The 24,489-nt window shown below is 71.4% G+C and carries 28 protein-coding genes, 1 tRNA gene and 2 pseudogenes; 23 read left to right on the forward strand and 8 right to left on the reverse strand.

All coding sequences use genetic code 11. The features are described from left to right. The first annotated feature begins 4 nt into the window (after positions 1-4). Positions 5-1,161 (forward strand): annotated as a pseudogene (locus SLV14N_RS18890) (SPFH domain-containing protein). A gap of 285 nt (positions 1,162-1,446) precedes the next feature. Here SLV14N_RS18890 and SLV14N_RS18895 read toward each other — a convergent pair. Further along, a complete protein-coding gene (locus SLV14N_RS18895) occupies positions 1,447-1,926 on the reverse strand; it encodes a MarR family winged helix-turn-helix transcriptional regulator (protein WP_208682157.1) in 480 nt (159 codons plus the stop codon). A 310-nt stretch (positions 1,927-2,236) separates the two neighbouring features. Here SLV14N_RS18895 and SLV14N_RS18900 point away from each other — a divergent pair, with 310 nt between their 5' ends. Together SLV14N_RS18900 and SLV14N_RS18905 are read left to right on the forward strand one after the other, a co-directional pair. Continuing rightward, complete coding sequence (locus SLV14N_RS18900) at positions 2,237-3,475, forward strand: cytochrome P450 (protein WP_208682158.1); 1,239 nt, start codon at positions 2,237-2,239, stop codon at positions 3,473-3,475. 102 nt (positions 3,476-3,577) lie between these two features. After that, positions 3,578-3,784 (forward strand): ferredoxin, encoded by a 207-nt coding sequence (locus tag SLV14N_RS18905; RefSeq protein WP_018089869.1) that lies wholly within the window; start codon positions 3,578-3,580, stop codon positions 3,782-3,784. A gap of 182 nt (positions 3,785-3,966) precedes the next feature. On the opposite strand, the gene SLV14N_RS18910 is transcribed toward SLV14N_RS18905, so the two are convergent. After that, positions 3,967-4,398, reverse strand: coding sequence for a nuclear transport factor 2 family protein (locus SLV14N_RS18910; RefSeq protein WP_208682160.1), 432 nt, complete (start codon positions 4,396-4,398; stop codon positions 3,967-3,969). Between the two features lie 136 nt (positions 4,399-4,534). Here SLV14N_RS18910 and SLV14N_RS18915 point away from each other — a divergent pair, with 136 nt between their 5' ends. From SLV14N_RS18915 to SLV14N_RS18935, 5 genes are all read left to right on the forward strand, one after another. After that, a complete protein-coding gene (locus SLV14N_RS18915) occupies positions 4,535-5,104 on the forward strand; it encodes a PadR family transcriptional regulator (RefSeq protein ID WP_208682161.1) in 570 nt (189 codons plus the stop codon). A gap of 153 nt (positions 5,105-5,257) precedes the next feature. After that, complete coding sequence (locus tag SLV14N_RS18920) at positions 5,258-5,605, forward strand: hypothetical protein (protein ID WP_208682162.1); 348 nt, start codon at positions 5,258-5,260, stop codon at positions 5,603-5,605. Positions 5,606-5,804: 199 nt separating this feature from the next. After that, positions 5,805-6,860, forward strand: a complete 1,056-nt coding sequence (locus SLV14N_RS18925) for an NAD(P)-dependent alcohol dehydrogenase (RefSeq protein ID WP_263270276.1) — start codon at positions 5,805-5,807, stop codon at positions 6,858-6,860. Between the two features lie 260 nt (positions 6,861-7,120). Beyond that, positions 7,121-7,291 carry a 50S ribosomal protein L32 gene (gene rpmF / locus SLV14N_RS18930; RefSeq protein ID WP_018089864.1) on the forward strand — a complete coding sequence of 57 codons (171 nt, stop codon included), beginning with the start codon at positions 7,121-7,123 and terminating at the stop codon, positions 7,289-7,291. Between the two features lie 6 nt (positions 7,292-7,297). Further along, positions 7,298-8,545, forward strand: coding sequence for a GTP-binding protein (locus SLV14N_RS18935; RefSeq protein WP_208682164.1), 1,248 nt, complete (start codon positions 7,298-7,300; stop codon positions 8,543-8,545). A 24-nt stretch (positions 8,546-8,569) separates the two neighbouring features. Here the strand turns inward: SLV14N_RS18935 and SLV14N_RS18940 are convergent, their stop codons facing one another. Next, a complete protein-coding gene (locus SLV14N_RS18940) occupies positions 8,570-10,792 on the reverse strand; it encodes an MMPL family transporter (RefSeq protein ID WP_263273213.1) in 2,223 nt (740 codons plus the stop codon). Between the two features lie 207 nt (positions 10,793-10,999). Between SLV14N_RS18940 and SLV14N_RS18945 the strand changes: the two genes are divergently transcribed. Next, entirely contained in the window at positions 11,000-11,389 is a 390-nt protein-coding gene (locus SLV14N_RS18945) for a winged helix-turn-helix domain-containing protein (protein WP_018089861.1), read from the forward strand. A 63-nt stretch (positions 11,390-11,452) separates the two neighbouring features. Here SLV14N_RS18945 and SLV14N_RS18950 read toward each other — a convergent pair. Next, positions 11,453-12,653: pseudogene (locus SLV14N_RS18950) on the reverse strand (RNA-guided endonuclease InsQ/TnpB family protein); the annotation flags it as partial. 182 nt (positions 12,654-12,835) lie between these two features. Here SLV14N_RS18950 and SLV14N_RS18955 point away from each other — a divergent pair. The 4 genes from SLV14N_RS18955 (at position 12,836) to SLV14N_RS18970 (ending at position 15,099) form a co-directional block, all read left to right on the forward strand. Continuing rightward, positions 12,836-13,072, forward strand: a complete 237-nt coding sequence (locus tag SLV14N_RS18955) for a hypothetical protein (protein ID WP_018089860.1) — start codon at positions 12,836-12,838, stop codon at positions 13,070-13,072. 136 nt (positions 13,073-13,208) lie between these two features. Beyond that, on the forward strand, positions 13,209-13,718 hold the full coding sequence (locus tag SLV14N_RS18960; RefSeq protein ID WP_208682166.1) for an LAETG motif-containing sortase-dependent surface protein: 510 nt from the start codon (positions 13,209-13,211) through the stop codon (positions 13,716-13,718). Positions 13,719-13,750: 32 nt separating this feature from the next. Beyond that, positions 13,751-14,455 (forward strand): RNA polymerase sigma factor, encoded by a 705-nt coding sequence (locus SLV14N_RS18965; protein ID WP_263270280.1) that lies wholly within the window; start codon positions 13,751-13,753, stop codon positions 14,453-14,455. Further along, the gene (locus SLV14N_RS18970) at positions 14,452-15,099 is read left to right on the forward strand and encodes a hypothetical protein (protein ID WP_263270282.1); all 648 of its coding nucleotides are present in this window, start codon (positions 14,452-14,454) and stop codon (positions 15,097-15,099) included. Before SLV14N_RS18965 ends, SLV14N_RS18970 begins: the two co-directional genes overlap by 4 nt. Before the next feature lie 5 nt (positions 15,100-15,104). Here SLV14N_RS18970 and SLV14N_RS18975 read toward each other — a convergent pair whose 3' ends face one another. Next, positions 15,105-16,592: a nitrilase-related carbon-nitrogen hydrolase gene (locus SLV14N_RS18975; protein ID WP_263270283.1), complete on the reverse strand. Its 1,488-nt coding sequence runs from the start codon at positions 16,590-16,592 to the stop codon at positions 15,105-15,107. A gap of 355 nt (positions 16,593-16,947) precedes the next feature. On the opposite strand from SLV14N_RS18975, the gene SLV14N_RS18980 reads away from it, so the two are divergent. The 3 genes from SLV14N_RS18980 to SLV14N_RS18990 all read left to right on the forward strand — a co-directional run bounded on the left by SLV14N_RS18980 (position 16,948) and on the right by SLV14N_RS18990 (position 18,861). Continuing rightward, a complete protein-coding gene (locus SLV14N_RS18980; protein ID WP_263270285.1) occupies positions 16,948-17,574 on the forward strand; it encodes a DUF4232 domain-containing protein in 627 nt (208 codons plus the stop codon). A 183-nt stretch (positions 17,575-17,757) separates the two neighbouring features. Beyond that, a complete protein-coding gene (locus tag SLV14N_RS18985; protein WP_006604254.1) occupies positions 17,758-18,054 on the forward strand; it encodes a type II toxin-antitoxin system VapB family antitoxin in 297 nt (98 codons plus the stop codon). Positions 18,055-18,210: 156 nt separating this feature from the next. Further along, positions 18,211-18,861: a LytR C-terminal domain-containing protein gene (locus SLV14N_RS18990; RefSeq protein WP_263270290.1), complete on the forward strand. Its 651-nt coding sequence runs from the start codon at positions 18,211-18,213 to the stop codon at positions 18,859-18,861. Between the two features lie 75 nt (positions 18,862-18,936). On the opposite strand, the gene upp is transcribed toward SLV14N_RS18990, so the two are convergent. Continuing rightward, positions 18,937-19,572, reverse strand: coding sequence for a uracil phosphoribosyltransferase (gene upp / locus SLV14N_RS18995; protein WP_018089855.1), 636 nt, complete (start codon positions 19,570-19,572; stop codon positions 18,937-18,939). A gap of 175 nt (positions 19,573-19,747) precedes the next feature. On the opposite strand from upp, the gene SLV14N_RS19000 reads away from it, so the two are divergent. The 4 genes from SLV14N_RS19000 to SLV14N_RS19015 all read left to right on the forward strand — a co-directional run bounded on the left by SLV14N_RS19000 (position 19,748) and on the right by SLV14N_RS19015 (position 21,460). Next, entirely contained in the window at positions 19,748-19,966 is a 219-nt protein-coding gene (locus tag SLV14N_RS19000) for a hypothetical protein (RefSeq protein WP_208682171.1), read from the forward strand. 211 nt (positions 19,967-20,177) lie between these two features. After that, complete coding sequence (locus tag SLV14N_RS19005) at positions 20,178-20,723, forward strand: hypothetical protein (RefSeq protein WP_208687973.1); 546 nt, start codon at positions 20,178-20,180, stop codon at positions 20,721-20,723. Positions 20,724-20,793: 70 nt separating this feature from the next. After that, a complete protein-coding gene (tadA, locus tag SLV14N_RS19010; RefSeq protein WP_263270291.1) occupies positions 20,794-21,294 on the forward strand; it encodes a tRNA adenosine(34) deaminase TadA in 501 nt (166 codons plus the stop codon). A 79-nt stretch (positions 21,295-21,373) separates the two neighbouring features. Next, a tRNA-Ser gene (locus SLV14N_RS19015) sits at positions 21,374-21,460 on the forward strand. A gap of 1 nt (position 21,461) precedes the next feature. Here SLV14N_RS19015 and SLV14N_RS19020 read toward each other — a convergent pair. Then, positions 21,462-21,692 (reverse strand): hypothetical protein, encoded by a 231-nt coding sequence (locus tag SLV14N_RS19020; protein ID WP_263270292.1) that lies wholly within the window; start codon positions 21,690-21,692, stop codon positions 21,462-21,464. Positions 21,693-21,753: 61 nt separating this feature from the next. Then, positions 21,754-22,239 carry a hypothetical protein gene (locus SLV14N_RS19025; RefSeq protein WP_263270293.1) on the reverse strand — a complete coding sequence of 162 codons (486 nt, stop codon included), beginning with the start codon at positions 22,237-22,239 and terminating at the stop codon, positions 21,754-21,756. 528 nt (positions 22,240-22,767) lie between these two features. Between SLV14N_RS19025 and SLV14N_RS19030 the strand changes: the two genes are divergently transcribed. From SLV14N_RS19030 to SLV14N_RS19040, 3 genes are all read left to right on the forward strand, one after another. Next, a complete protein-coding gene (locus tag SLV14N_RS19030) occupies positions 22,768-22,932 on the forward strand; it encodes a hypothetical protein (protein WP_018089850.1) in 165 nt (54 codons plus the stop codon). 137 nt (positions 22,933-23,069) lie between these two features. Continuing rightward, a complete protein-coding gene (locus SLV14N_RS19035) occupies positions 23,070-23,363 on the forward strand; it encodes a Dabb family protein (protein WP_018089849.1) in 294 nt (97 codons plus the stop codon). A gap of 220 nt (positions 23,364-23,583) precedes the next feature. Next, entirely contained in the window at positions 23,584-24,393 is an 810-nt protein-coding gene (locus tag SLV14N_RS19040; RefSeq protein WP_026169670.1) for an RNA polymerase sigma factor SigF, read from the forward strand. The last annotated feature ends 96 nt before the right edge of the window (positions 24,394-24,489 follow it).

Consider the following 24,489-nt stretch of genomic DNA (forward strand, 5'->3'; position numbering starts at 1 on the left):
AAAGATGTTCGGTTACCGCGTTCCTGCCCCCGATCAAGCCATGCTGATTTCGGGCGGCAGGCGTGGACAAGGGGGCGCGCCATTCCGAGTGGTGACCGGGCACGGCAAGTTCGTGCTGCCGGTCTTCCGCAAGGTCCGCTTTCTGACCCTGGCGATGTGTGAGTCGGAGGTCGCCGAGACCTGTGTGACCCGGCAGGGCATTGCGCTGACCGTGCGCGCCGTGATCGCGTTCAAGGTCGGCAACGACACCGAGAGCGTGGTCAACGCAGGTCAGCGGTTCCTGTCCGAACAGGACCAGATGGCGGTGCTGACCGGCCGGATCTTCGCCGGTCATCTGCGCTCCATCATCGGTTCGATGACGGTCGAGGAGATCGTCACCGAGCGGCAGAAGCTGGCCACCGAGGTCCTGGAGACGTCCAAGACCGAGATGGCGAAGATCGGTCTGATCGTCGACTCGTTGCAGATCCAGTCGATCGACGACGGCGAGACCGGCTACATCGAGGCGATGTCCGCCCCGCACAAGGCCGCCATCCAGCGGCAGGCGCAGATCGCCCAGGCCCAGGCCACCCAGGCCTCGGTCGAGGCGCAGCAGGAGGCCGCGCGTAACCAGGCCGAATACACCCGGCAGACCGCCATCGTGCAGGCCGAGTACTCCGCCGAGGTGGACCGTGCCCAGGCCCACGCCGCCCAGGCCGGCCCGCTCGCCCAGGCCCACGCACAGCAGGAAGTCCTCGCCGCCCAGACCGAACTCAGCGCGCCGCGCAGTTGCGCCAGCAGGAGCTGGTGGCCGAGGTCGTCAAGCCCGCCGAGGCGGAGGCCGAGCGCATCCGGCTGCTGGCCATGGCCGAGGCCGAGCGGATGAAGATCCAGGCCGAGGCCGCCGCCTCGCACGACCGGGTGGCCCTGGACCGGATGCTCATCGACCAGCTCCCGCAGATCGTCAAGGAGGCCTCCGCGGGCCTGGCCAACGCCAACGTCAATGTCCTCAACGGCACCGACGGCCTCGGCGAGATCGCCGCCGGCCTGGTCGGCCAGGGCCTGACCATCCTCGATTCGGTCCGCCGCAACCTCGGCACCCCCGAAGGGGAGACCGCCAACGCCGACAAGAACGGCAGCTCCGGCACGGCCAACGGCCACAGCGGCCGGGTCGAGATCGAGTAGCACCGAGGGGCGGCGCGGGGGCCCGGCCGGGGACGTACGCACGGATCACGGATCAGGCCGGGCTACCGGCGTCCGGCACGGCATCCCGTCCCTCGCCGGGCGCTGCCCACTCACGCCCCCGCCCCGCGCCGGGCGCTGCCCCCTCACATCCCCCGCCCCACTCACATCCCCCGCCCCCCTCACCTCGCCCGACCCGCACCGGGCCCCGCCCCACTCACATCCCTCGCTCCACTCACATCCCCGCTCCGCTCGCATCCCCCACCCCGCTCACATCTCCCGCCCCCGCTACCGCTCTTCGGCCGTGAACTTCTGGCGGGCGTAGGACACCAGATGGTTGAGCACGGCGACGGTGGCGGCGATATCGGAGTCGTCGAATCCGGCGAGCGCCTCATGGAGACCGGCTTGGCTGGTTTGTTGAAGCCGGTTGAGGACCGCCTTGCCATGCGGAGTGATCGCCACTTTGCGGACGCGGCGGTCGAGTGAGTCCGGGGTCCGTTCGACCAGGTCCTGAGCCTCCAACTGGCTGATCTGCCGGGTGACATGAGGCGGTTCGACCATCAGCAGAGCGGCCAGATCACCGACCCTGCTGCTGCCTCCGCTGTCCTCCAGGGCCATCAGCAGCCAGAGATCGGAGCGTGCCGCCGTGACGCCCGCCTCGGCCGCCTGGCGTTCGTGCGCCCGGGAGCGGGTGAGCAGGTAGGACAGCGTGGCCAGCACTCTTTGCAGAGCGGCGGTGGGGTCCTGGTCTCTTCCGGGGTCCGGCATGCAGGCACTTTAGCGGCCCGCGCAACGCCGCGATCCGCCCCGTGAGCTGCCCGTTCCGTAGGGGCGCCCGCTCGGTTTGAGCCAACCTCGTACGCGCCGCGCTCTCCCCTTCCCTCCCCCTCCGCGGGTGAGTTAGCGTGGAAAAACTTAGTTGCTTAAGTTAGGTAACTAGTAATCGCCGACCGTGATCGCCGCTGGTCACCGCGGCTGCCGAGCCGGCCACCGAGTTCGCATGTCCCGTCAAGGAGTGGCGCTACCCGCACCGTTCGCCACGGCAGTGCCGTGTCCCGATCGTGGAAGGACCAGCCGAATGACGACTGCAGAACGTATCGAGAGGGAGCAGGAGACCGGACCGGGCGCGGACCGCACCCCCGTCGCCGTCCCGGCCGCACGGGCCACCGGCTGCCCCTTCGACCCGGCACCCGCGCTCGAACGGGCCCACCGGGAGGAGCCGATGACCCGGGCGACCCTGTGGGACGGATCCTCCTGTTGGCTGGTGACCCGGCACCAGGACGTACGGGAGGTGCTCGGCGACCCGCGGTTCAGCGCCGACGCGACCCGCCCGGGGTTCCCGTTCCTCACCGCCGGCGCACGGCAATTCGCCACCGGCAACCCGTCGTTCATCCGCCAGGACGACCCCGAGCATGCGCGGCTGCGCCGGATGCTCACCGCCGACTTCATGGTGAAGAAGGTGGAGGCGATGCGCCCCGAGGTGCAGCGCATCGCCGACGACCTGCTCGACCGGATGGCCGAGGGGCGCCACGCGGCCGACCTGGTCGCGGAATTCGCGCTGCCGCTGCCGTCCCTGGTGATCTGCCTGCTGCTCGGTGTCCCCTATGGCGACCATGCGTTCTTCCAGAAGCACAGCAGCGTCCTGCTCAGCCTCCGGTCGACGCCCGAGGAGGTGCACCTCGCGCAGAAGGAGCTGCAGGACTATCTGTGCGGGCTCGCCGAGTCCAAGCGGCGCGAGCCCGACGACGGCATCATCAGCCGGCTGGTAGCCCGCGGCGAACTCGACGACGCGGCCATCGCCTCCATGGGGCGGCTGTTACTGGTCGCGGGCCATGAGACCACCGCCAACATGACCGCACTGTCCATCCTCACCCTGCTGCGCAACCCCGACCAGCTGGCGCGGCTGCGCGCGGAACCCTCGCTCATCAAGGGGGCCGTCGAGGAGCTGCTGCGCTATCTGACGATCGTCCACAACGGTCTCCCGCGGATCGCCGACGAGGACGTCACCATCGGCGGCCACACCATCCGCGCGGGCGAGGGCGTGCTGTGCGTGCTCAACATCGCCAACCGCGATGAGGAGATCTTCCCCGGGGGCGCCGCGCTCGATGTCGGCCGCGATGCCCGCCGTCATGTCGCCTTCGGCTTCGGCGTCCACCAGTGCCTGGGCCAGCCGTTGGCCCGCGTGGAACTCCAGATCGCCCTGGAGACACTGCTGCGCCGGCTGCCCGGCCTGCGGCTCGACATCCCCTTCGAGGACGTCCCGTTCCGGCACGACATGGGGATATACGGGGTGCACGCCCTGCCGGTCGCATGGTGAGTCCGCGCGACCGGCACCGCCGCCCCGGCAGTTCCCGTCATCCCGTTCCAGCTCGTCCGCCCACGGCCTTCGGTAGCCGGGCGGCCCATCATGGAGAGAACCATGCGCGTACTCATTGACCAGGACAAGTGCTGCGGCGCCGGAAGCTGTGTGCTGTCCGCGCCGGAGGTGTTCGACCAGCGCGAGGAGGACGGCATCGTCCTGCTGCTCGACGCCGAACCACCGGCCGCACTGCACGAAGCGGTGCACGAGGCGGCGGCCATCTGCCCGGCCGCGGCGATCACGGTGGAGCAGTCGGAGCGGGTCTAGCCGACGCCTTTGAAACCAGCGCGCCGCGGCATCCGGTCCGCGGCACGCCCCCTCCGCGCCCGCCACCACGTGATCCGCGGAATGTGCTGTCGCCGTCAGGAGGACGACTCCCTCCTGACGGCGGCGACATTCACGGGGCAGCGGCACCGGCCGGCCACAAGGAACCGGCCCGCCGGGCCCCGCTACTCCTGCGGCACCAGCCCGTCCTCGACCAGTCCGGCCAGCACCGCCTCGCCCAGCGCATGCACCGCGGACTGCGGCCGCACCATCACCGTGAACTCCTTGATCCGGCCCTCCTCGTCGAACTGCAGCAGATCGATGCCATGGATCTGCTTGCCGTTCACGGTGGCCCGGAAGATCAGGACCGTGGAGTCGGCGGAGCCGCCGTCCGGTCCCGCCGCCGTCTGGGCACTGCCCGTCAGCTCGCCGACGTAGTGGAAGTCCTCGAAGGTGCGCAGCAGCACCCCGAACAGCCCGAGCACCATCGGCCGCCCCTCGAAGGGCGTGAACTTCACCGGGCTGTAGAGGCGGACATCCTCGGTGAACAGCTCTTCCACCGCGTCGAGTTCCTGTGCCTCCACCGCCGCCTTGAAGCGCTCCGCGGTCGTCCCCATGACTCTTCTCCTCGCCTCGGCCGGGCAGCCGTCCGAGCGGCCTCGGCCATACCTCGGCCACGGTTCGGACCCCGCCCTCTCATAGTCGCGACTATGATTAGTCATATTCTTGAGTATGGGAAGGGGTGGCCGGGTCATGGCCCTCAGGCACGCGGTGCTGGCGGCACTGCTGGACGGTGAGTACAGCGGCTATCAGCTGGCCAAGGCATTCGACGCCGGCGTCGCCAACTTCTGGCACGCACTGCCGCAGCAGCTCTACGCGGAGCTGACCAAACTGGAGGCGGACGGGCTGGTCGCCGGCCGCCAGGTGATCCAGGAGACCCGGCCCAACAAGCGGCTCTTCCATGTCACCGAGGAGGGCCTGGCCGAGCTTGAGCGGTTTGCGGCGACCACGGCCAAGCCGTCGTTCATCCGTGACGATCTGCTGGTCAAGGTGCAGGCCGTGGACCGGATCGACGCCGGGCCGGTGATCGAGCAGCTGGACGCGCGGGCCCGGACCGCCGCCGCCAAGGTCGAGATTCTCGAACAGCTGGCGGTGCGGCTGCGCGGTGGACGGGACGAGGCGGAGTTCCTGGCCCACGGCGCGCGGCTCGGCCCGTATCTGACCTGTCTGCGCGGTCTCGCCTTCGAACGGGAGACCCGCGACTGGTGCGAACGGAGCGCCGGCATCCTGCGGGCGCGGCACGACGGCCACCAACGCTCCTAGGGCGGCCCGGCATTCATCGACAGACCCCCGGCGCCCCGAACAACGGCCGAGGGATCGTTTCGCCGCAACTCCTTCGTGTGACGACGCACATCACCGGACGAAGGACCGGGAAGCACACATTCCGCACGGAACCGGAATGGAAGGAATATCCGTATGCGCCTTCGTCACACCGCCGCCCTCGCCGTCAGCGCGCTCGCGCTCACCCTGTCCCTGCCCGCCACCCCGGCCGGCGCGGCCACCGGCCCCTTCACCTACGTCTACACCGACCAGACCGGCACTCCGCATGTGGGACTGCTGCCCGACCCGGTGAGCCGGGTGTGCATCACCCTCCCCGAAGTGGCCGACCCTGCCGTACCGCCCGCGCACACCCCGAAGAACTACACCTCGTCGGTCGCGACGGTGTTCACCGGCGTCGACTGCACGGGCGACTTCTTCAGCCTCCGGCCGAACGGTGGTCATGGCTCGGAGCGGCTGAAGGTGCGTTCGGTGGTCTTCTCCTGATCGGTGGTCTTCTCCTGAGCCGACACCGGCCGCCGGAGCGCTTCGGCCCGACCGCGACCCCGTTCAGCTTGGTGGGTGATCACCTGCTGACCGGGGTCGGCGGCCGACCCGGAGGGGGGTTCCGGCAGGGGTAGGCACACCATGCCTATGTTGAAGGGGGCACTGGTCCGGGCAAGCGCAACGAAGCATTGTCGGTGGCATGAAGCACACCTCTGTCTCCGCGTACGCCGCACCCGCCCCGAAAGCACCGCTGGAGCGGATCACGATTCCGCGCCGCGAGCTGGGTGCCCACGACATCCTGATCGACATCAAGTACGCCGGCATCTGCCACTCCGACATCCACACCGTGCGCGCCGAGTGGGGCGACGGCGGGGCCTTCCCGATCGTCCCCGGCCATGAGATCGCCGGTGTGGTCACCGAGGTCGGTGCCGAGGTCACCCGGTACCGGGCGGGCGACCGGGTCGGCGTCGGCTGCTTCGTCGACTCCTGCCGGGAGTGCGCGAACTGCCTTGCCGGGCTGGAGCAGTACTGCACCGGTGAGCTCGGCAACGTCGGCACGTACAACGCCACGGGCCGGGACGGCGAGACCACCTACGGCGGCTACTCCACCCACATCGTCGTCGACGAGAACTACGCACTACGGATACCCGAGAGCATCCCGCTGGACGCCGCGGCCCCGCTGCTGTGCGCCGGCATCACCCTCTACTCCCCGCTCGCCCACTGGAAGGCCGGCCCCGGCAAGAAGGTCGCGGTCGTCGGCCTGGGCGGCCTCGGCCACATGGGCGTGAAGATCGCGCATGCGATGGGTGCGGAGGTCACCGTGCTGAGCCAGTCGCTGCGCAAGAAGGACGACGGGCTGCGGCTGGGCGCGGACCACTACTACGCGACGTCCGACCCGGCCACCTTCGAGGCGCTGGCGGGCACCTTCGGCCTGATCGTCAACACCGTCTCGGCCAACCTGGACCTGAACGCCTACCTCGGGCTGCTGCGCACCGACGGCACCCTGGTCCAGGTCGGCGCCCCGGAGAATCCGCTGCCGGTCGCGCCGTTCGCGCTGATCCCGCAGCGCAAGTCGATCGCCGGCTCGATGATCGGCGGCATCCCGGAGACCCAGGAGATGCTCGACTTCTGCGGTGAGCACGGGCTGGCCGCGGACATCGAGGTGATCAGCGCGGACCGGATCAACGAGGCGTACGAGCGGGTCATGGCGAGTGATGTGCGCTACCGCTTCGTGATCGACACCGCCACGATCTGATCTGCTGCTCCTGCTGATTCCGCTGATCGCGCTGATCCCGTCGGGGATCTCCCGCCCAGGCGCGCTACCGCCCGGGGTGGCCCATGGTGGCCGCCCCGGGCGGCTGCGTTCCTGCCGCCGGCGGACCGGGGCCGCCCCGCGATCCCGTCCCCGTGACCGGGCGCCGCAATTGAAAATGGGACCCATTTCCATATAGCCTCCCGACGATGTCCGCCGGTGCACCGTGCCGGCACCCGCCCGTCCCGTAGGAGGCCCGCCCCATGGCCGTACCCAAGCGCAAGCTCTCCCGCAGCAACACCCGCCACCGCCGGGCCCAGTGGAAGGCCACCCCTCCCCAGCTGGTGCCGGTCACCGTCGACGGCTCCGTGTACCAGGTGCCGCGCCGTCTGGCGAAGGCCTACCGGCTCGGCCTGATCGACCCGAAGGGCTGACCGGCCATGGCGCACCCCCGGCTGCCGGTCACCGTCCTCTCCGGCTTCCTCGGCGCCGGCAAGACCACTCTGCTCCACCACATCCTGGGCAACCGGGAAGGCCTGCGCGTCGCCGTGATCGTCAATGACATGAGCGAGATCAACATCGACGCCGCCCTGGTGCGCGGGGGCGACGCGGCGCTGTCCCGCACCGAGGAGCGGCTCGTCGAGATGACCAACGGGTGCATCTGCTGCACCCTGCGCGACGATCTGCTGGAAGAGGTCGACCGGCTGGCCCGGGAGGGGCGCTTCGACTATCTGCTGATCGAGTCCAGCGGTATCTCCGAGCCGATGCCGGTCGCCGCGACCTTCGCCTTTCCCCGCGACGACGGCGCCACGCTCGGCGATCTCGCGCGCCTGGACACCATGGTCACCGTCGTCGACGCGGCCGGCTTCCTCCCCGAACTCGAAGGCGGCGACGGCCTCGCCGAGCGCGGCCTCGGCCAGTACGAGGACGACGAGCGCACGGTCAGCGATCTGCTCATGGACCAGATCGAGTTCGCCGACGTCATCGTGCTCAACAAGACCGATCTGGTCGACGCCGGGACCGCGGAACGCCTGCGGGCGACGCTGGCCCGGCTCAATCCGGCCGCCCGGATCGTTCCGGCACGACACGGCACGGTGGCGCCCGCCGAGGTGCTGGGCACCGGCCGCTTCGACCTGGAGCGCGCCCAGCTGGCGCCGGGCTGGGTCCGCGAGCTCAACGGCGACCATGTCCCGGAGACCGAGGAGTACGGCATCTCCAGCACCGTCTTCCGCGCCGGCCGGCCCTTCCACCCGGCCCGCCTCTGGCACTTCGTCACCGAACAGCTCGACAGCGGCGCCTTCGGCGGCATCCTCCGCTCCAAGGGCTTCTTCCGGCTCGCCACCCGCCCCGGCGTCACCGGGCTGTGGTCCCAGGCCGGTTCGGTCGCCCGCTTCGAGCCGTCGGGCGTGGACGACGGGCGTACGGAGTCCGTCACGGCAGACAGGGCGGAGCCGGGCCCGGCGGGTCAGGAGCTGGTCTTCATCGGCACCGGGCTGCGCGCCGGACCGCTGCACACCGCCCTGACCTCCTGCCTCCTCGCCCCCGATGAGCCCACGCCCACGGCGGCCGACGACCCGTTCCCGGCCTGGGGCGTCCACGGCACCGAGGACCTGTGCCTCCACGAGAGCGCCGCGGACCGGCTTGCGGACCGGCCCGCGGACCACCCGGCGGTGCCGCTCGCCGGGTGACGCGGGCGCGGGACGGGCGCAGAGTTACGGCACGGGCAGGGCGCTGGCGCTCTGTGCCCGCCGCATCGTCCGGGACGGCCACCAGCTCGCCCGCCCCAGGAGGGTCAGCGCCGACGGCAGGATCACCACACGGATGACGAAGGCGTCCAGCAGGACCGCCACCGCGAGGCTGAACCCGATCTGCTTCATCTCCGCGAGGTGCAGGAACATGAAGCTGGCGAAGACCGTCACCATGACCACCGCCGCGCTGGTGACGACCTTGGCGGAGGCACCGACCCCGTGGAGCACCGCCTCACGGGTCGGTACCCCGCGCAGCGCCGCCTCCCGTATCCGGCTGACGACGAAGATCTGGTAGTCCATCGACAGGCCGAAGAGGATCACGAACAGGAACAGTGGTACACGCGAGCCGATGGCACTGGTCGCCGCGGTGTCGAACCCGAACAGTGTGCTCGCCAGGCCGTGTTGGAAGAAGACCACGACCAGCCCGAACGCCGCGGCAGCGGAGAGCAGATTGAGCGCGACACCGATCAGACCGATGACGACGGAGCGGAAGACCAGCGTCGTCATGAGGAAGGTCAGCAGCAGCAGCGCGCCGACGACCACTGGCAGCTTCCCGTCCTGGTGGGCGAGGTAGTCGGTGTCGTGGGCGACATCGCCGCTGACCGCGAACTCCGCCCCGGGCACCGCACCCACGGTGTCCGGCAGATGGTCCGTACGGAGCCGGTCGAGGGAGGCGATCGCCTCGGGGGAGCTGACCTTGTGCGGCGTCGACAGCTCCATGGTGGTGGTACGGCGGTCCCGCGAGGTCTTCACCAGCGGGGTGACGCCCTTGGCGTAGAGCGGATCGGACTGCGCCCGTTCGCTCAACTCCCGCAGTGCTGACGCCACTTCGGCGGCTTCCGCGGCGGGGGCCCGGACCACGATCTGATGCTGGACGCGCAGCTCGGGGAAGGCCGTGGTGAGCCGGTCGTAGGTCTGCAGGGCGGGGATCTCGCGTGAGTGGCTGTCCTTGTTGAGGACGCGCAGCTGCATGCCCAGCGCGGGTGCGGCGAGCGCCAGCATCAGCAGGACGGACAGACACAGGGTGCGGGCGGGGTGCTCGCTCGCCGGACGCAGCAGGGCGCGCCAGAGTCGGCCCGGCCCGTCCGGCCTCTCCCGCGGCGCCGGGCGGCGGCCGGTCCGCTGCGCACGGCGGGCCGCGCGGCGGTCGGCACGTTGGGCGATCTTGACCAGCAGTGCCGGCAGCGCCGTCAGCGAGCTGAGGACCGCGGCCAGGACGACGATGACGGTGCTGGTCGCGAGCGAGGAGAAGACCACGTCGGTGGCCAGGTAGAGGGTGGCGGTGGAGACGATCACCGCGAGGCCGGAGACCACGATCGCCCGGCCGGAGGTGGCCGCGGCCAGCTCCACCAGCGCCTCGGGGTCGAGCCGGCCGCCCGAGCGGGCCCGTTCCTCGCGTTCGCGCTTGAGGTAGAAGAGCGTGTAGTCGACGCCGACGGCCATGCCGATCAGCAGGATGATGTTGTTGCCCACCCCGGCGTCCGGCTGGAGGTGGGAGACCACCATCGACAGGCCCATGGCGGCCGCGATCGAGGTCAGTGCGAGCAGCAGCGGCACCGCCACCATCAGCGCGGACCCGAAGACGGCCAGCAGCGTCAGCAGCGTGACGGGCAGCGCGATCGCTTCGGAGAGCGCCAGGTCGTCGCCGCGCTGGGTGTCGACGCCGACACTGACCGACGGGCTGCCGGTCTCCGCCACCCGCAGCTCCGGGTGGCTGCGCTGGACCGCCGCGGTCTGGGCGGCGAGCGGCGCGACATGGTCGTCGGCGTCCGCCTCCGCGCCCTTCATGATCACCGCGACCCGCAGCGCACGACCATCGGCCGAACGCACCGGGGGCGCCACCCGCGCCACCTCGGGCAGCTTCCGCATCCGGGCGGTCACGTCCCGGACGGCCGGGTCGGCGGCGGCCTGCGTCAGCGGGCCGGACCGGGCGGAGATCAGCACCTGTTCGACCGGCTCGCGGTCCAGCCGGGCCTCGGCGGCCAGGGTTTCGGCCCGGCCCGCCTCGCCGACGCGGTAGTCCTCCCCGGTGGCCTTGTGGGTGCCCATCGCGAGACCCACCCCCAGGCACAGCACCACGAACGCCAGCCATCCGGCCAGCGCGCGCCAGGGATGCCGGGCACTCCAGACCGCCACCCGCACCGTGACCGGCCGTTTTTCCTTCGGCCGGGGCTCCACCGGCCGCATCCGTACCGCCACGTTCACTTGCCCAGCTCCTTCGACCGCACGTCGCGCCCCCCACTGGTACGCATGTAAGTCGAGAATTACAGGTGTCTACCCAAGGCGTCAACCGTAAGATTGTGGTGGCCGGAGGGCGCCGGGCTGTTTTGACAGTCCGTCGTGCCATGCGAAAACCTCCGCTGACAGACGACCGGAACGGCAAGAAGGTGGGCCATGAACAGCGAGGAGCTGCTGGCCCTGTTGTCCGCCGTCGGCCATGCGCAGCGGCTGCGGGTGATCGGCGAACTGGCCGACGGCCGGCTGTACGTCAGCGAGCTGGCCCGCCGGCTGGAGATGTCCCGGCCGCTGCTCTACATGCACCTGGACCGGCTGGAGAAGGCCGGTCTGGTGGTGGGCCGGCTGGAGCTGTCCGAGGACGGCAAGGCACTGAAGTACTTCGAACTGGCGCCGTTCGAGCTGAAGCTGAACGTGGCCACCGTCCTCGCCGCCCTCCAGGAGGACCGGTCCGGGGCGGCGCCGCCCGAAGAGACCGGGGACCCGGGCGGCGCGGTGGAGCCGCCGTCCGCAAAGGGACCGAACGACCCTAGGGGGACGCGTACTTGACTCCTCCCCCTCGTGAACGAGGGGGATTCCTAGCTCACGTCGCCTGCGGCCCGGCGGGCCGACAGGTCTTACACGATCAGCACCAGCCGGGTTGAAGACCAGCCCGGACCAGCATCACGCGGGCGGAGTTCTTATCCCTGGGGGATACGGCTCCGCACGCGGTGCAGGCATAGGTTCTCTCGGAAAGAGGAAGTGCGTGCTTGGTTCTCGCTCCGCACTGCGCACAGTCCATCGTGGTGTGCGCGGGGTGCACCAGGTGCACCGCCCGCCCATGCTTGCGAGCCATCTCGACCAGCGCTCGCTTGGTGGCGCCGATCGCGGCGTCGGCGGCCTTGCGGGCCATCGAGGACTTGGCAAGGAACTTCGGCTTGAAGTCCTCCACCGCCAGGGAGTCGTGTTCGCGGACAACGCGCTTGGCCCACTTGCGGGCGGTGTCCTGACGCTGCCGCGCCACCTTCTTGTGCAGCTTCGCGGTCTGCCGCTTCGCTTCGCGATAGCCCTTCGACGCGGCCTGCCCCTTCGCGGGTCTGCGGCGCGCCATCATCCGCTGGTACTTCGCAAGGCGCTGGGCGGCCCCCTTCCCGTACTGCGGATGGGGAAGGTCATGGTCGCCGCTGGTGGTGGTCGCAGTCTCCTTGACACCCCAGTCGATCCCGATCACACGCCCAGTGGTCGGCAGGTTCTCGGGCACGGTGGGGACGACGAAGGAGACGTACCAGGCGCCGGTACTGTCGCGGTACACACGCACCGAGGACGGCGGCCTGGGCAAGTCCCGCGACCACACCACCCTCACCACAGTGCCGCCCGCAAGGTGCAGGCGGCCATCCCTGAGACAGAAACCCCGCCTGGTGTATTCGAGGGTGGGGGGCGCTTCGCGCTTCTTCTTGTACTTCGGCATCCCCGCCCGCTGCCGCACCGGCAACCGGGCCTTGATGTCCTTGAGCGCCTTCGCCCGGGACCTGCCGAAGTCCCGAACCAACTGCTGCTGGGGCACACACGCACCCTCCCGCAGCCACGGGATCCGGGCGCGGGCTTCGGTCAGCATCGCGGCCAGCTGCACCGGAACGCACGTACGCTTCTCCACCCCGTCAGGACGGGTCTTGTTCCAAGCGCCGACCTGCCTGGACTTCGCCACGCACTCGTTCCACACCCACCGGCACCGGTCCCACTCCGCTTCAAGTGCGGCGCGGGCCGTGGACGACACACGAAGCCGGTAGGCGAACCGGGCATGCCCGCCCCCTGCTGCCTTCGCTTCCCTCGCCATGAACAGCAACCTACCCGCGAGGACTGACAGTTGAGAGCTCCTGGCCCAAGTGGGCCACCTCGCCACGGTTGCCGGTGGACACCGATCCGCCCCGACGGCGCATCGGCCTTCCCTGCCCCTCTCGCGCGGGAGCTTCGTTTCCTCACCCGGCTAAAGCCGGGCACACCCACCAAGGAGACACGATGAACGGCAGCATCATCATCCCGATAGCCGTCCTGGTGATCATCTTTGCCTCGGTCACCACGATCGTGGCGTCGTACTTCAAGCTGCAGCGGCACCGCGCGGATGCCGCGGCGCTCGCCGAGTACCGCCGGCTCGCGGAGCGGGTCGCCGCCCAGCAGGAGACGATGAGCGCCCAGTTGGCCGAGCTGGGCGACCGGGTCAAGGCCGTGGAGAAGCTGCTGCAGAGCGTGGGCTGAGGGCCGTTCGGGGGGGCGGGCGCGGGCCGGCGGAAGAATTTCTGCTCCGCCCGGCAACCCCCGCCCGCGCCGCACGTCGTCAGGGGTGAGGGCGCCATCCGGCGCCGCCCCGTCGAAGAACGTGGAGCAGCCGACCGTGAAGTCCACCCGCACCTTCCGCACCCCCTCCGCCGCCCGGCCGTACGCCGCCCGTCCCCGTCTGCGCGGTGCGGCCGGCGCCGGGGTGGCCGCGGCGCTCGCCCTGGCCGCGCTGTCGGCCGGTACCGCGCACGCCGACGACCACACGACCGCGTCGCAGCACCCTTCCTCCGGCCGGTCGTCGACCCCGTCGCCCTCCCCGACCGACGCCAGTGCGCAGCCCACACCGCCCAGCAGCGCCTCCCCGGAGCCCACCGCGCCGCCCACCCCTCCGGGCACCCCCCGGCCCAGTGCCAGCCCCACCCACCCGGGAACGCAGCCGCCCAGCGCCACGCCCTCCTCCCCCGACAAGGCCACCCCCGCCCCCGCCAACGGACAGGGCGGCGACAAGGAACTCGCCCGCACCGGGGCCTCCTCCGCGACCACCATGGCGCTCGGCGGCGTCGCCGCTGCCCTGATCGCCGCGGGTGGCGGCACCGTCTACGCGGTCCGCCGCCGCCGCGGCTGAGCCGCTCCCCCCCCCGCTCGCCCGAGGAAGCGATGGAGTACTCCGCCGCCCCGCACCACGCCCCGGTACGGTTCGCCCTGCCGGGGCTCCGGCCTGCCCTGTGGCGGTGGCTGCTGCGCACCGTCCGCCCGGCCGCCGCCCGCCGTGAGACGCCGCGTCCCGGCCACCCGCACCGGCCCGCCGCATACGGTCAACCGGCGGGCTCCCGGCCCTGGTTGCCGGACGGCGAGGGCGCCGCGCCGCCCGATCCCCCGCCCACGATCAGCGAGCTGTACCACGCGCACCGGCTGACCATGGTCCGGCTGGCCGTCCTGCTCGTCGACGACCGCGCCACCGCGGAGGACGTCGTCCAGGACGCCTTCGCCGCGCTCTACAAACGGCACGGCGAACAGCTCGACGAGGTCGACAACGCGCTCGCCTATCTGCGCACCGCGGTGGTCAACGCCGCGCGCTCGGTGCTGCGGCGCCGGCGGACCGCGCGGGAGTACACCCCGCCGTACGAGGCGGACGCACCGTCCGCCGAGGAGCGGGTCGTGCTGGACGAGGAGCACCGGGAGGTGTTCGCCGCGCTGAGCGGACTGACCGCCCGCCGCCGTGAGGTGCTCGTGCTGCGCTACTGGGGCGATCTGACGGAGGCACAGATCGCGACGACACTGGGCATCAGCCGCGGCTCGGTGAAGTCCCTCGCCAGCCGCGCCCTGGACTCGCTGGAGAAGATCTTGGAGGCGCGGTCATGAACGGCCCCGGCACGGGTATCGGCCGCACCGGAGACGGACCGGGAGGCGGTGGGGGCGGCATCGGGTCCGGCTCCGAGGGCGGCGTGTCCGGGCGCCCCGTGGAGGACCGGCTGCGACGGGCCTTCGCCGCGCGCGCCGAGAGCATCGGCATCCGGGACCTGCGGCCCGCCGCACCCCCCGGGCCCGCCCTGCGCCGCGGCCGGCCGTCCGGTCCGCGGCGGCCCTGGCTGCGCCGTTTCGGGCTGCCGCTGGCGGCGGCCGGCGCGGCCGCCGCCGTCGCGATCGGCTATCTGGTGACCGCCCCCGACGGCCCGCCGGACCGGCCGGTGCCCGCGCGGCCGCCGCACTCCGTCACCCCGTCACCGGACTCGACGCCTACGGAACCGACCCCCGCGCCGTCGCGGAGCGAGCCGTCGGCGGGCGGCGGGCGCAGCTCCACGCCCTCCGGTTCGCCGCCCCCCGCCACCGGCTCGCCACGGCCACCGCGGAACCGCCCCACGGACACCCCCACGGCCCCGCCGTCGGAGCAGCCGGACGGCAGTCCCTCCGGCACCACCCCGCCGTCCTCCGCGACCCCGTCCGCCACCACCCCCGCCCCACAAGGCGGCGACAAGAGCAACTCCCCTACGGCATCGTCGAGTTGAGGATGTCACGGACGGTCGTCGCCTGCTCCGGGCACACCGGCACGGGCCCGCCGCCCCCGCACCCCGAGCGCCACCACGAGCAGCGTCCCGCCCGCGCACAGCAGCGCGAACAGATCACCGGTCCGGCTGTAGAGGGTGTCCGTCCGCGGCTGCACCGGCACCTCGGCGACCAGCGTCTGCCGGTCCGCGGTGAAGTAGTCGGCCCTGCCCCGGATACGGCCCTGGTGGTCCACCGCGGTGGCGACGCCGTGCACGGACTGGCGGACCATGGCATAGCCGTGTTCGACGGACCGGAAGACGGCCCGCTGCGCATGCAGCGACTCGAACCCCGCCCAGTCGTTGGCGGGCACCATGATCAGGGCGGTGTCCCGGTCCGCCGCCTGCCGCATCAGCCCGGGGAAGTCGGCGTCGTAACAGATCACCGTGGCCAGCCGCCCGTACGGCGAGCCGGTGACGGGCACCGCCCCCTTGCCGGGCGTCATCGGCTCCATCGGGGTGGGGTGCGTCTTGTCGTAGGTCCAGGCGACCTTCCCCTCCGGTGTCACCAGGGCGGCGACATTGCGCACGTAGGGCGGCTGCGGGATAGAGAGGGCGAAGGCGGTGTTGACGTAGACCTGGCGCTTGCGGGCGATCTCGGCGACCCGGCCGAGCAGCCGCTGTTGGCCGTCCGCCAGTACCCGCGCCTGGGTCTCCGGCCACACCACGATCCGCGCACCGGCCCGCGCCTCCCGGTCGGTGGCCGCCACCAGGTCGTCGGCCACCGGCGCCAGCGCGGCGCGGACCCGGCGCGGATCGGCCCGCACCAGGTTCCGCGGCCGCCACAGCTCCTGCCCGGCCGTGTGCAGCGCCCGTTCGGTGGCCCGTTCCGCGGCGCGGCCGGCGCTGATGCCCGCGACCCGTACGGTGTCCGTCGTCGGCGCGAAGCACACCAGCCGTACGCCACCGGCGCCCAGCACCAGCGCCGTCACCCCCGCCCACACCAGAGCGCCGCGCCGGATCTCCCGCCACCGGAAGCCGCGCCCCCATGCCCAGTGCGCGACCGAGGCCGTCCACGCCACCACGAAGCTGACTCCGTACACTCCGGTGACGGAGGCGAGTTGGACCAGCGGCAGAAAGCCGTGCTGGGTGAAGCCGAGCACCCCGTAGTCGCCGAAGCCGGCCAGCTGCGTGAAGAGGTATTCACCGCAGACCAGCACCACCGGATAGACCAGCGTCGACCACACCGAGCCGGAGCGCGCCGCGACCAGCCGGTCGGCGGCGAAGGGCAGCGTCTGCACCACGGCGAGCACCGCGAACACCGCCAGGACGGACGGCACGAACACCATCCCCGTCGAGATCAGCCACACCAACTGGCCGAGGCCCAGCGCACAGCCGACGCGCAGCAGCCCCCGACGGGCCGGCCGCAGCCGGGAGTAGCGCAGCAGAAGGACCGGAAACAGCCAGGCGGCCGACGCCAGATGCCAGTTGCTGTGCACGGCGAGCACCAGCAGCACGGTGCCCGCCCCCCACAGCCACCGCCCGGCCGGACGGACCCGCGCCGTCCTCTTCCCCCGTTCCGGCCCCCTTCCCCGGGCCTCCCCCTTCCTCTCTCCCGCTCCCTCTCTCCTGCGCTCCCGTATCCCGAGCACGCCGCTCTCCTCTCGTCCTCCCCGTACGCATCGCTCGATGCCTACCGGGACGCTAGGAGCGACGGCTCCCCCGTCGCCGCTGCCGTTCGGCAGGAACGACCCCCGACTTTCGTCCAGTTCCGGGATCGGCGGGCCGCACGCCGGGCGCGTTAGCCAGGCGTTAGCGGATCGCCAGCACCCGCGCCCAAGGTCGGTTACACGCCATCGTCCGGGGAGCCCCATGCCCATCACTGTCACCGCCACCACCCGCCGGGCCGCCGCCGCAGCTCTCCTCACCACCGCCACGCTGGCCCTGACCGCCGGCTGCCACGACGGCGTCGGCAACAAGGCCGAACGCGCCGCCACGGCCGTCTCGCCGGCCCCCGCCCCGCCCTCCGCGAACGACGGCGGTGACCCGCCCCCCGGCCCGGACGGCCAGCTCGTCTGCACCCCCGAGATGCTCAGGTTCCATGCCGGCGCGATGCCGCGGCGGACCCACCGCATGCTGCTGACGGTCACCAACTTCTCCGACCGGACCTGCACCTTCGCCGCCCAGCCCTACCCCTTGCTGCGGTTCGGCGACGACCGGCAGGCCCCCCTCCCGGCGATCGAGGCCAGCGAACCGCCGGCCGTGGTCTCCCTGCCGCCCAACAGGACCGCCTACGCCCTGATCGCCACCTCCGCCGCCGACGGGCCGGACGCCAAGCACCACCGGGGCCGGAAGATCTCCCAGTTCGGCGTCGCCCTGACGGCCCGTGCCACCCCCACCCAGGTCGGCCTGGACGGCCGCGCCCCGGTCCGGATCGACCCGCGCACCGCCACCGTCACGTACTGGCAGTCGAGTCTGGCGGCCACCGCGAAGTGGTGACGCCCGGACCCGAAGAGCGGGCCGGCGCCCGCCGCGGCAGGCCATTCCCTAGGCCGTTCGGGTCGCATCCGGCCATATCCGCCGGACCTCCACTCCCCAATGATCCAAATTTGCCGTCAATGATCCTTTTGCACTGCTGCGGCATGGCTGCGCCCGGTGCCGCTCGCCCGGTAGGCTTTCCGTGTGATCTTCAAGCGCATCGGAAACGGCCGGCCGTACCCGGACCACGGCCGGGAGAGCACCCGCCAGTGGGCGGACGTCGCCCCGCGCCCGGTACGCCTCGACCAGTTGGTGACGACCAAGCAGCAGCTCGACCTCGAGACGCTGCTCGCCGAGGACTCGACGTTCTACGGCGACCTCTTCGCGCATGTCGTGAAGTGGGAGGGCGACCTCTATCTGGAGGACGGGCTGCACCGCGCGGTACGCGCGGCCCTTCAGCAGCGCCAGGTTCTGCACGCCCGCGTGCTCGAACTGGACTGACGCCCCGGGCCTCCCTGGCCAACAGGCGGGAAATCGCCTTTTACCACCCGGCGCCACCCAACCCACCCTGCCCGAATTGACCCTTTTGGGTTGGCTCTCGCGCCACGCGTTGATCATCTAGTAGGCACGGACCTCCGCCCGCACTACGCTGCGCCCATGAGCATGCTGACGCCCCCAGGCATGGGCGGTAAGAAGTACCGCATCACGGGCGACAGGTATCCGCGGATGCGCCGTCCCCGCCACCGTCGCCGGATCGTTCTTTCCCTCGTCGCCGCCGCCTGCGCCCTCGGCCTGGCCGGCTGGGGGACCCTGCAGCTCATCGACGTCTTCGGCGGCCGGAGCAACACCGCGCACGCCGGTCAGGACAAACAGAAGTGCCCGGACGGCGCCGGGGCGGACGCCGCCCAGGCGAAGACCGCCGCCCGCAAGCTGCCCGCGCCCGGCACGCTGACCGTCAATGTCTTCAACGCCACCCCGCGCTCCGGGCTCGCCAAGCGCACCGCCGACGAACTGCAGAAGCGCGGCTTCAAGATCGGCAAGGTGGGCAACGCCCCCGCCGCCTACGACAAGAAGATCAAGGGCGCCGGGATACTGCTCGGCCCCAAGGCTGCGGTCGACGGCCCGCTGAAGGTGCTCGCCACCCAGCTCACCGGCGCCCAGCAGAAGACCGACACCCGCAAGGGCGCCGAGCTCGACCTGATCATCGGCGACGCCTTCAAGGCGCTGGCCACCCAGCAGGACGCCACCAAGTCCCTGTCCCTGCTGACCCGTCCGTCCCCGGCCCCCGCCGGCGACGCCAAGTGCTGACCGCACACAAACGGGCCCTGCACCAAACCGTGGTGCAGGGCCCGGACAATGATCAGGTGGAAAGGGCGGGACCGCTCAGCCGGCGGTGCCGTACATCCGGTCGCCCGCGTCGCCGAGGCCCGGCACGATGTAGCGGGCCTCGTTCAGCCGCTCGTCGACCGCCGCGGTGACCACCGTCACCGGGGTCCCGGCCAGCTCCTTCTCCATGACCTCGACGCCTTCCGGCGCGGCCAGCAGACAGATCGCGGTGACATCGTCCGCACCGCGCTTGATCAGCTCACGGATCGCCGCGACCAGCGTGCCGCCGGTGGCGAGCATCGGGTCGACGACATACACCTGACGGCCCGAGAGGTCGTCGGGCATCCGCGTGGCGTACGTGTGCGCCTCGTACGTCTCCTCGTTGCGGACCATCCCCATGAAGCCGACCTCGGCGGTGGGCAGCAGCCGGACCATGCCGTCGAGCATGCCCAGACCGGCCCGCAGGATCGGGACGACCAGGGGGCGCGGGTGCGACAGCCGCACACCGGTGGTCGCCGTCACCGGGGTCTCGATGTCGACCTGCTCGGTGCGCACATCGCGGGTGGCCTCGTAGGCGAGCAGGGTGACCAGCTCGTCGGCGAGCCGCCGGAAGGTGGGGGAGTCGGTGCGCTTGTCGCGCAGAGTGGTGAGTTTGTGCGCCACCAGCGGGTGGTCGACGACGTGGATCCGCATGACATCGACAGTAACCGAGCCGGAAGGCCCCGGCGCCCGCCGTGCACCGCCCGGCAGACGGACGCGGCAGCGCGAGGTGGCCGGCATCAAACCACCGAAAGGAGGGAAAGTGGGCACGTACGCCCGATTGGCCGTTCCGTGATCAGGCGAAGAGCTCGCCCGAGGTGGTGTGCGTGTGCCCGACCGTAAGCGGACCGATGACACGAACGACGCCGTCTCCGGCAACCAGGGCCTGTCCCCGGACGCCGGGAACGAAGCGGCGCGCCGACGGCGCCGCGCACAATTTCTGCGGGAACTGCATGAGGCCAAGGAGCTGCGGGACCGCGTCCAGCCGCGCCGCGCACGGGCCGAGCGGATGCGCCAGGCCATGCGGATGCGCACATTCCGCTGGTAGCGGAGCCCTTTGCGCCGGTAGCGGAACACCTTCGCACCCCCGCTCGCACTGCGGCACGTGAGCGACATCTCTCACAACCTCCGCACGACGCAGCGCCGAAGACCCCGCGCGAACGCGTTGTTTCTGCCACGATTCCGAAGGGGGCGGGACCAACGGCGTGCAGCGCCGCCCCGCCCGGCCCGGCACGCCTATGACCAGTGGGAGAGTCACGGTGTACTTCGCCGCACTGCTCGCGCGCACCGAAGACGGGTGGGAAGCGAGCGACAAGGAGCTCGACGATGTGGAGACGCTGACCGATCTGGCCGATCTGGCCCGAGAGGCGGCGGTCGACGACGACACGGTGGTGGCCTTCATCGAGCAGGAGGACGCCTGGTTCGGCGTCGTCCGGGTGGACGGCGAGGACGACCCCCGGGTCTTCCTCTCCAACGCCGCCATCGCCGCCAAAAGCTCGTACGGCGCGATGCTGACCGATGAGCTGCTCGGCCGCGACGATGACGACGCGACCGACGACCTCGACAGCCTCGACCTGGACGGCACGGAGGACGGCGAACCCGAATCGGACAACAACGTGGAGGACGACGACCCCCTGGAGGCGGTGAACGGCTCGGACGGCCCGCCGCACGGCCCGCTCGGCGATGCCGCCCTGCTGGCCGACCTGGGGGTCAGCGAGAAGGAGCTGCTGGCCCTCGACGGTGATGCGCTGAGCACCATCGCGGACTCGCTGGGCTGCACGGAGGTCCTCGAAGCCGTGCGCTGAGCCGGCCCGGCCGGGCTCCTGCCCCGGGGCCTGCCGGCCCCGCCCCGGTCACGTCCCCGACACTGGGGACATGACCGTCCCCCCATCCGCCTCTCTTCCCTCCCCCGCGCCCGACCCGCTGCGCGATCCGTGGATCGCGCCGATGCGGCAGGCGCTGGGCGAGGCCGCCCGCGCCCCCGGGACCGGCGATGTCCCGGTGGGCGCCGTCGTGCTGTCCGCGGACGGCACGGTCCTCGGCACCGGCCACAACGAACGCGAGGCCACCGGCGACCCGACCGCCCACGCCGAGGTCCTCGCGCTGCGGGCGGCGGCCCAAGCGGTCGGAGAGTGGCGGCTGACCGGCTGCACGCTCGTCGTCACCCTCGAACCGTGCACGATGTGCGCCGGTGCGAGCGTGCTCTCCCGGGTCGACCGGGTCGTCTACGGCGCCCGTGACGCCAAGGCGGGCGCGGCCGGCTCCCTCTGGGACGTCATCCGTGACCGACGCCTCAACCACCGCCCCGAAGTCATCACCGGCGTCCTCGAAGCCGACTGCGCGGCCCTGCTCACCGCCTTCTTCCGCGAGCGCTGACCGGCCGCCGGCGCCCCCGGCGGCCGCACTCCGGAATCCGATTTCGGCGCACGGCCACCCTTGGGCTAAGCTCTCTCTCGGTAGCGTGTCCGAGCGGCCGAAGGAGCGCGCCTCGAAAGCGCGTGAGGGGGCAACTCCTCCGTGGGTTCAAATCCCACCGCTACCGCTCAGAGGGCGAAGGCCCCGATCCACACAAGGATCGGGGCCTTCGTCGTGTCCGGGGCCGCGACGACCGACAGCGCAGTGCAGGTGCCGCCATGACCCCGCAGGGAATTCTGGTGTGCGATCCGCTGCTGGTGGGCGAACTCGTCGCCGCACACGATCAGATCGTGCGCTTCGCCGCCGAGCCGTATGTCGACCGGTCCGTCGAGAGCGCCGACGCCTTCGTCCGCACCCATGTCCTGACGGCGCGCCCGCCGGGACGGGCGCGCCGCGGGGCCGGAGTGGCCGGTAGGGCGTCTACTGGGCGCTACGCCTGTTGCGCGAGCGGCGGAGGAAGCGCACGAGCAGCCAGACCGCCACGACCACGAGCGCCAGGAAGAGGACGAACAGCACGATCAGGACGATGCCGAGCTTCTTGAAGAAGCTGCCCTTCTTCTTCGCCTTCTTCTTCCACTTCGACACCTTGGACTTGGCGACCGTCGAGAAGTGCGGCGCGCGCTGCGCACGGTGATGGCGGTACGAGGCGGGCTGCGCGGGGGCGGCGGCGAGCCGTACGGAGGCATCGGCGCCCCGGCTCGGAGCGCCCGAGGTGGCCACCGCCCGTGCGGTGTCCGCCGTGCCGCGGCCCGCCGCCGCTGCCGGGGCGACGGTCGCGGCCAGCAGGCCGGCCAGCAGTGCCAGCACGACGGCCGGCCGCCGCCGTGTCAGGGGCGAGCGGGGGCCGCTCCGGGCCGGCCGGGCAGCTCGGTGGGACGAATCGGGCGCGGGTGAGGCGGAGTTCATGGGCATCCTTCGGTTCCCCCTTGGGACGACGTCCCGCCATTATGTGCCGCGGCCCGGCGGCTGTCGCCGCACACGACGGAGCCCCGCTGCCGGCCGTTTCCTGGTGTCCCCCGTGGTGCCCAGGGGCGGCTCGGCGGCGGGGCTCCTGCTCGGCCGGGGGAGGCGGCGTAAGGGACGGCCGCTTCCCCCGAGCAGGACCGCGCCTCAAGTCCACGCCACCGTCCGGGGACGGTCCTGGCGCGGGCCCCGCAGCGAGGCTTCGGTCCCGGGGCCGTGGATTCCTGCCAGATCCACCGGCCCACTTCTCAGGGTGCCTCCCGGGAGCCGTTCAACAGGCAGCCGAAGGGCCCCCTTTGGTGGGCCTTTGGTCCATAAAGTCCTGATCAGCGCCGGACGGCGCCGGACCTGCCCCGCTACCGGGCCCGCGACCTCGACTCCCGAGATCGAACACGTGTGGTTACACTCGCCCGACTGCAAACGGGAACTGCAGGCACTGCCGTAGGGGACTGCGTAGGGGAGACGGGACTGATGGCGCAGGCGAAGAAGATCGCGTTGTACATGATCATTGTCTTCGTGCTGTACACGATCATCACCTCCCCGCAGCGGGCCGCCGAAATGGTGCAGATAGGCTTCGAGGGCATCTCGTCCGCCGCTCAGGGCGTCGGCGAGTTCATGACCCAGCTGATCAACTAGGGACCGCCCGCCGCGGCCGGCAGGCCCTGGGGGCCGCCCGGCGACCGGACCGGCCCACGGTCGGCCGGTGCCCCAGCCCCGGCCCAGCCGCCCGACGACCGGACCGGCTGCGCCCCGTCCGCCGCACGGAGGCTCCCGTGATCCGCCACCTGGTCCTGTTCAAGCTCAACGAAGGTGTCTCCCGCGACGAGGAGCGGGTGCAGGCCGGCGTCCGCGCGTTCGCGGCGCTGGAGGGCGAGATTCCGGAGCTGGCGTTCTGGGAGTGCGCCTGGAACATCACCGACCGCCCGATCGCCTACGACTTCGCGATCAACTCGGCCGTGGCCGACCAGGACGCCCTCAAGCGCTACATCGAGCACCCGGCCCACCAGGCGGCCGCTGCCCAGTGGCGCGAATTCGCCACCTGGGTGATCGCCGACTACGCATTCTGAGCCGCGGCACACCCCCGGCCGGTCCCGCCGGGCCCCTCGCCCCTCGTGGGCGGGGGGCTTTGTCGTACCCCGGGCCCCGCCGCCACCCGACCGCCCGCACGCCGCCCCACGCCCACTCAACTCTCTGTTCAACACGGCGTTATGGGGTGCTTGCACACAGTGCACATGTCTTGTGATGCTATGACCGCTTTTGCCGGATACATGCACTGTGAAGGGTGGCGTGACCGTGACGGCCCGTACTGCGCCCAAGGCTCCATCCCGCGAGAGCCGAAGCGCGGACACGCGGGCGCTCACGCAGGTGCTGTTCGCGGAACTGACGGACCTCGAACCCGGCACGCCGGAGCACACACGGGTCCGCGCCGCACTGATCGAGGCCAATCTGCCGCTGGTCCGCTATGCCGCGGCGCGCTTCCGCAGCCGCAATGAGCCGATGGAGGACGTCATCCAGGTCGGCACCATCGGCCTGATCAATGCGATCGACCGGTTCGATCCGGACCGCGGCGTCCAGTTCCCCACCTTCGCGATGCCTACTGTCGTCGGCGAGATCAAACGCTACTTTCGAGACAATGTCCGCACGGTCCATGTGCCACGCCGGCTCCACGAGCTGTGGGTCCAGGTCAACGGCGCGACCGAGGACCTGACCGTGCTGCACGGCCGCTCCCCCACCACCGCCGAGATCGCCGAGCGGCTGAAGATCGGCGAGGACGAGGTACTGGCCTGCCTGGAGGCGGGCCGCTCGTATCACGCCACCTCGCTGGAGGCCGCACAGGAGGGCGACGGCCTGCCCGGCCTGCTCGACCGCCTCGGATACGAGGACCCGGAGCTGGCCGGCGTCGAGCACCGCGACCTCGTACGGCACCTCCTCGTCCAGCTGCCCGAGCGCGAGCAGCGGATCCTCCTGCTGCGTTACTACAGCAATCTGACGCAGTCACAGATCAGTGCGGAACTAGGGGTGTCGCAGATGCATGTCTCGCGGCTACTGTCGCGGAGCTTCGCCCGGCTGCGATCCGCAAACAGGATCGACGCCTAACCGGGACGAGCGACCCGGCCCGCACAGCCTGCACAGATATGTCGACATGACGCTACAGCGTGTTGCCGACATGTGACATTCTGCAGGAACCGCGTT

The organism is Streptomyces sp. Je 1-4 4N24, assembly GCF_026239515.1.
In the GTDB taxonomy this organism is placed as follows: Bacteria; Actinomycetota; Actinomycetes; order Streptomycetales; family Streptomycetaceae; genus Streptomyces; species Streptomyces nigrescens.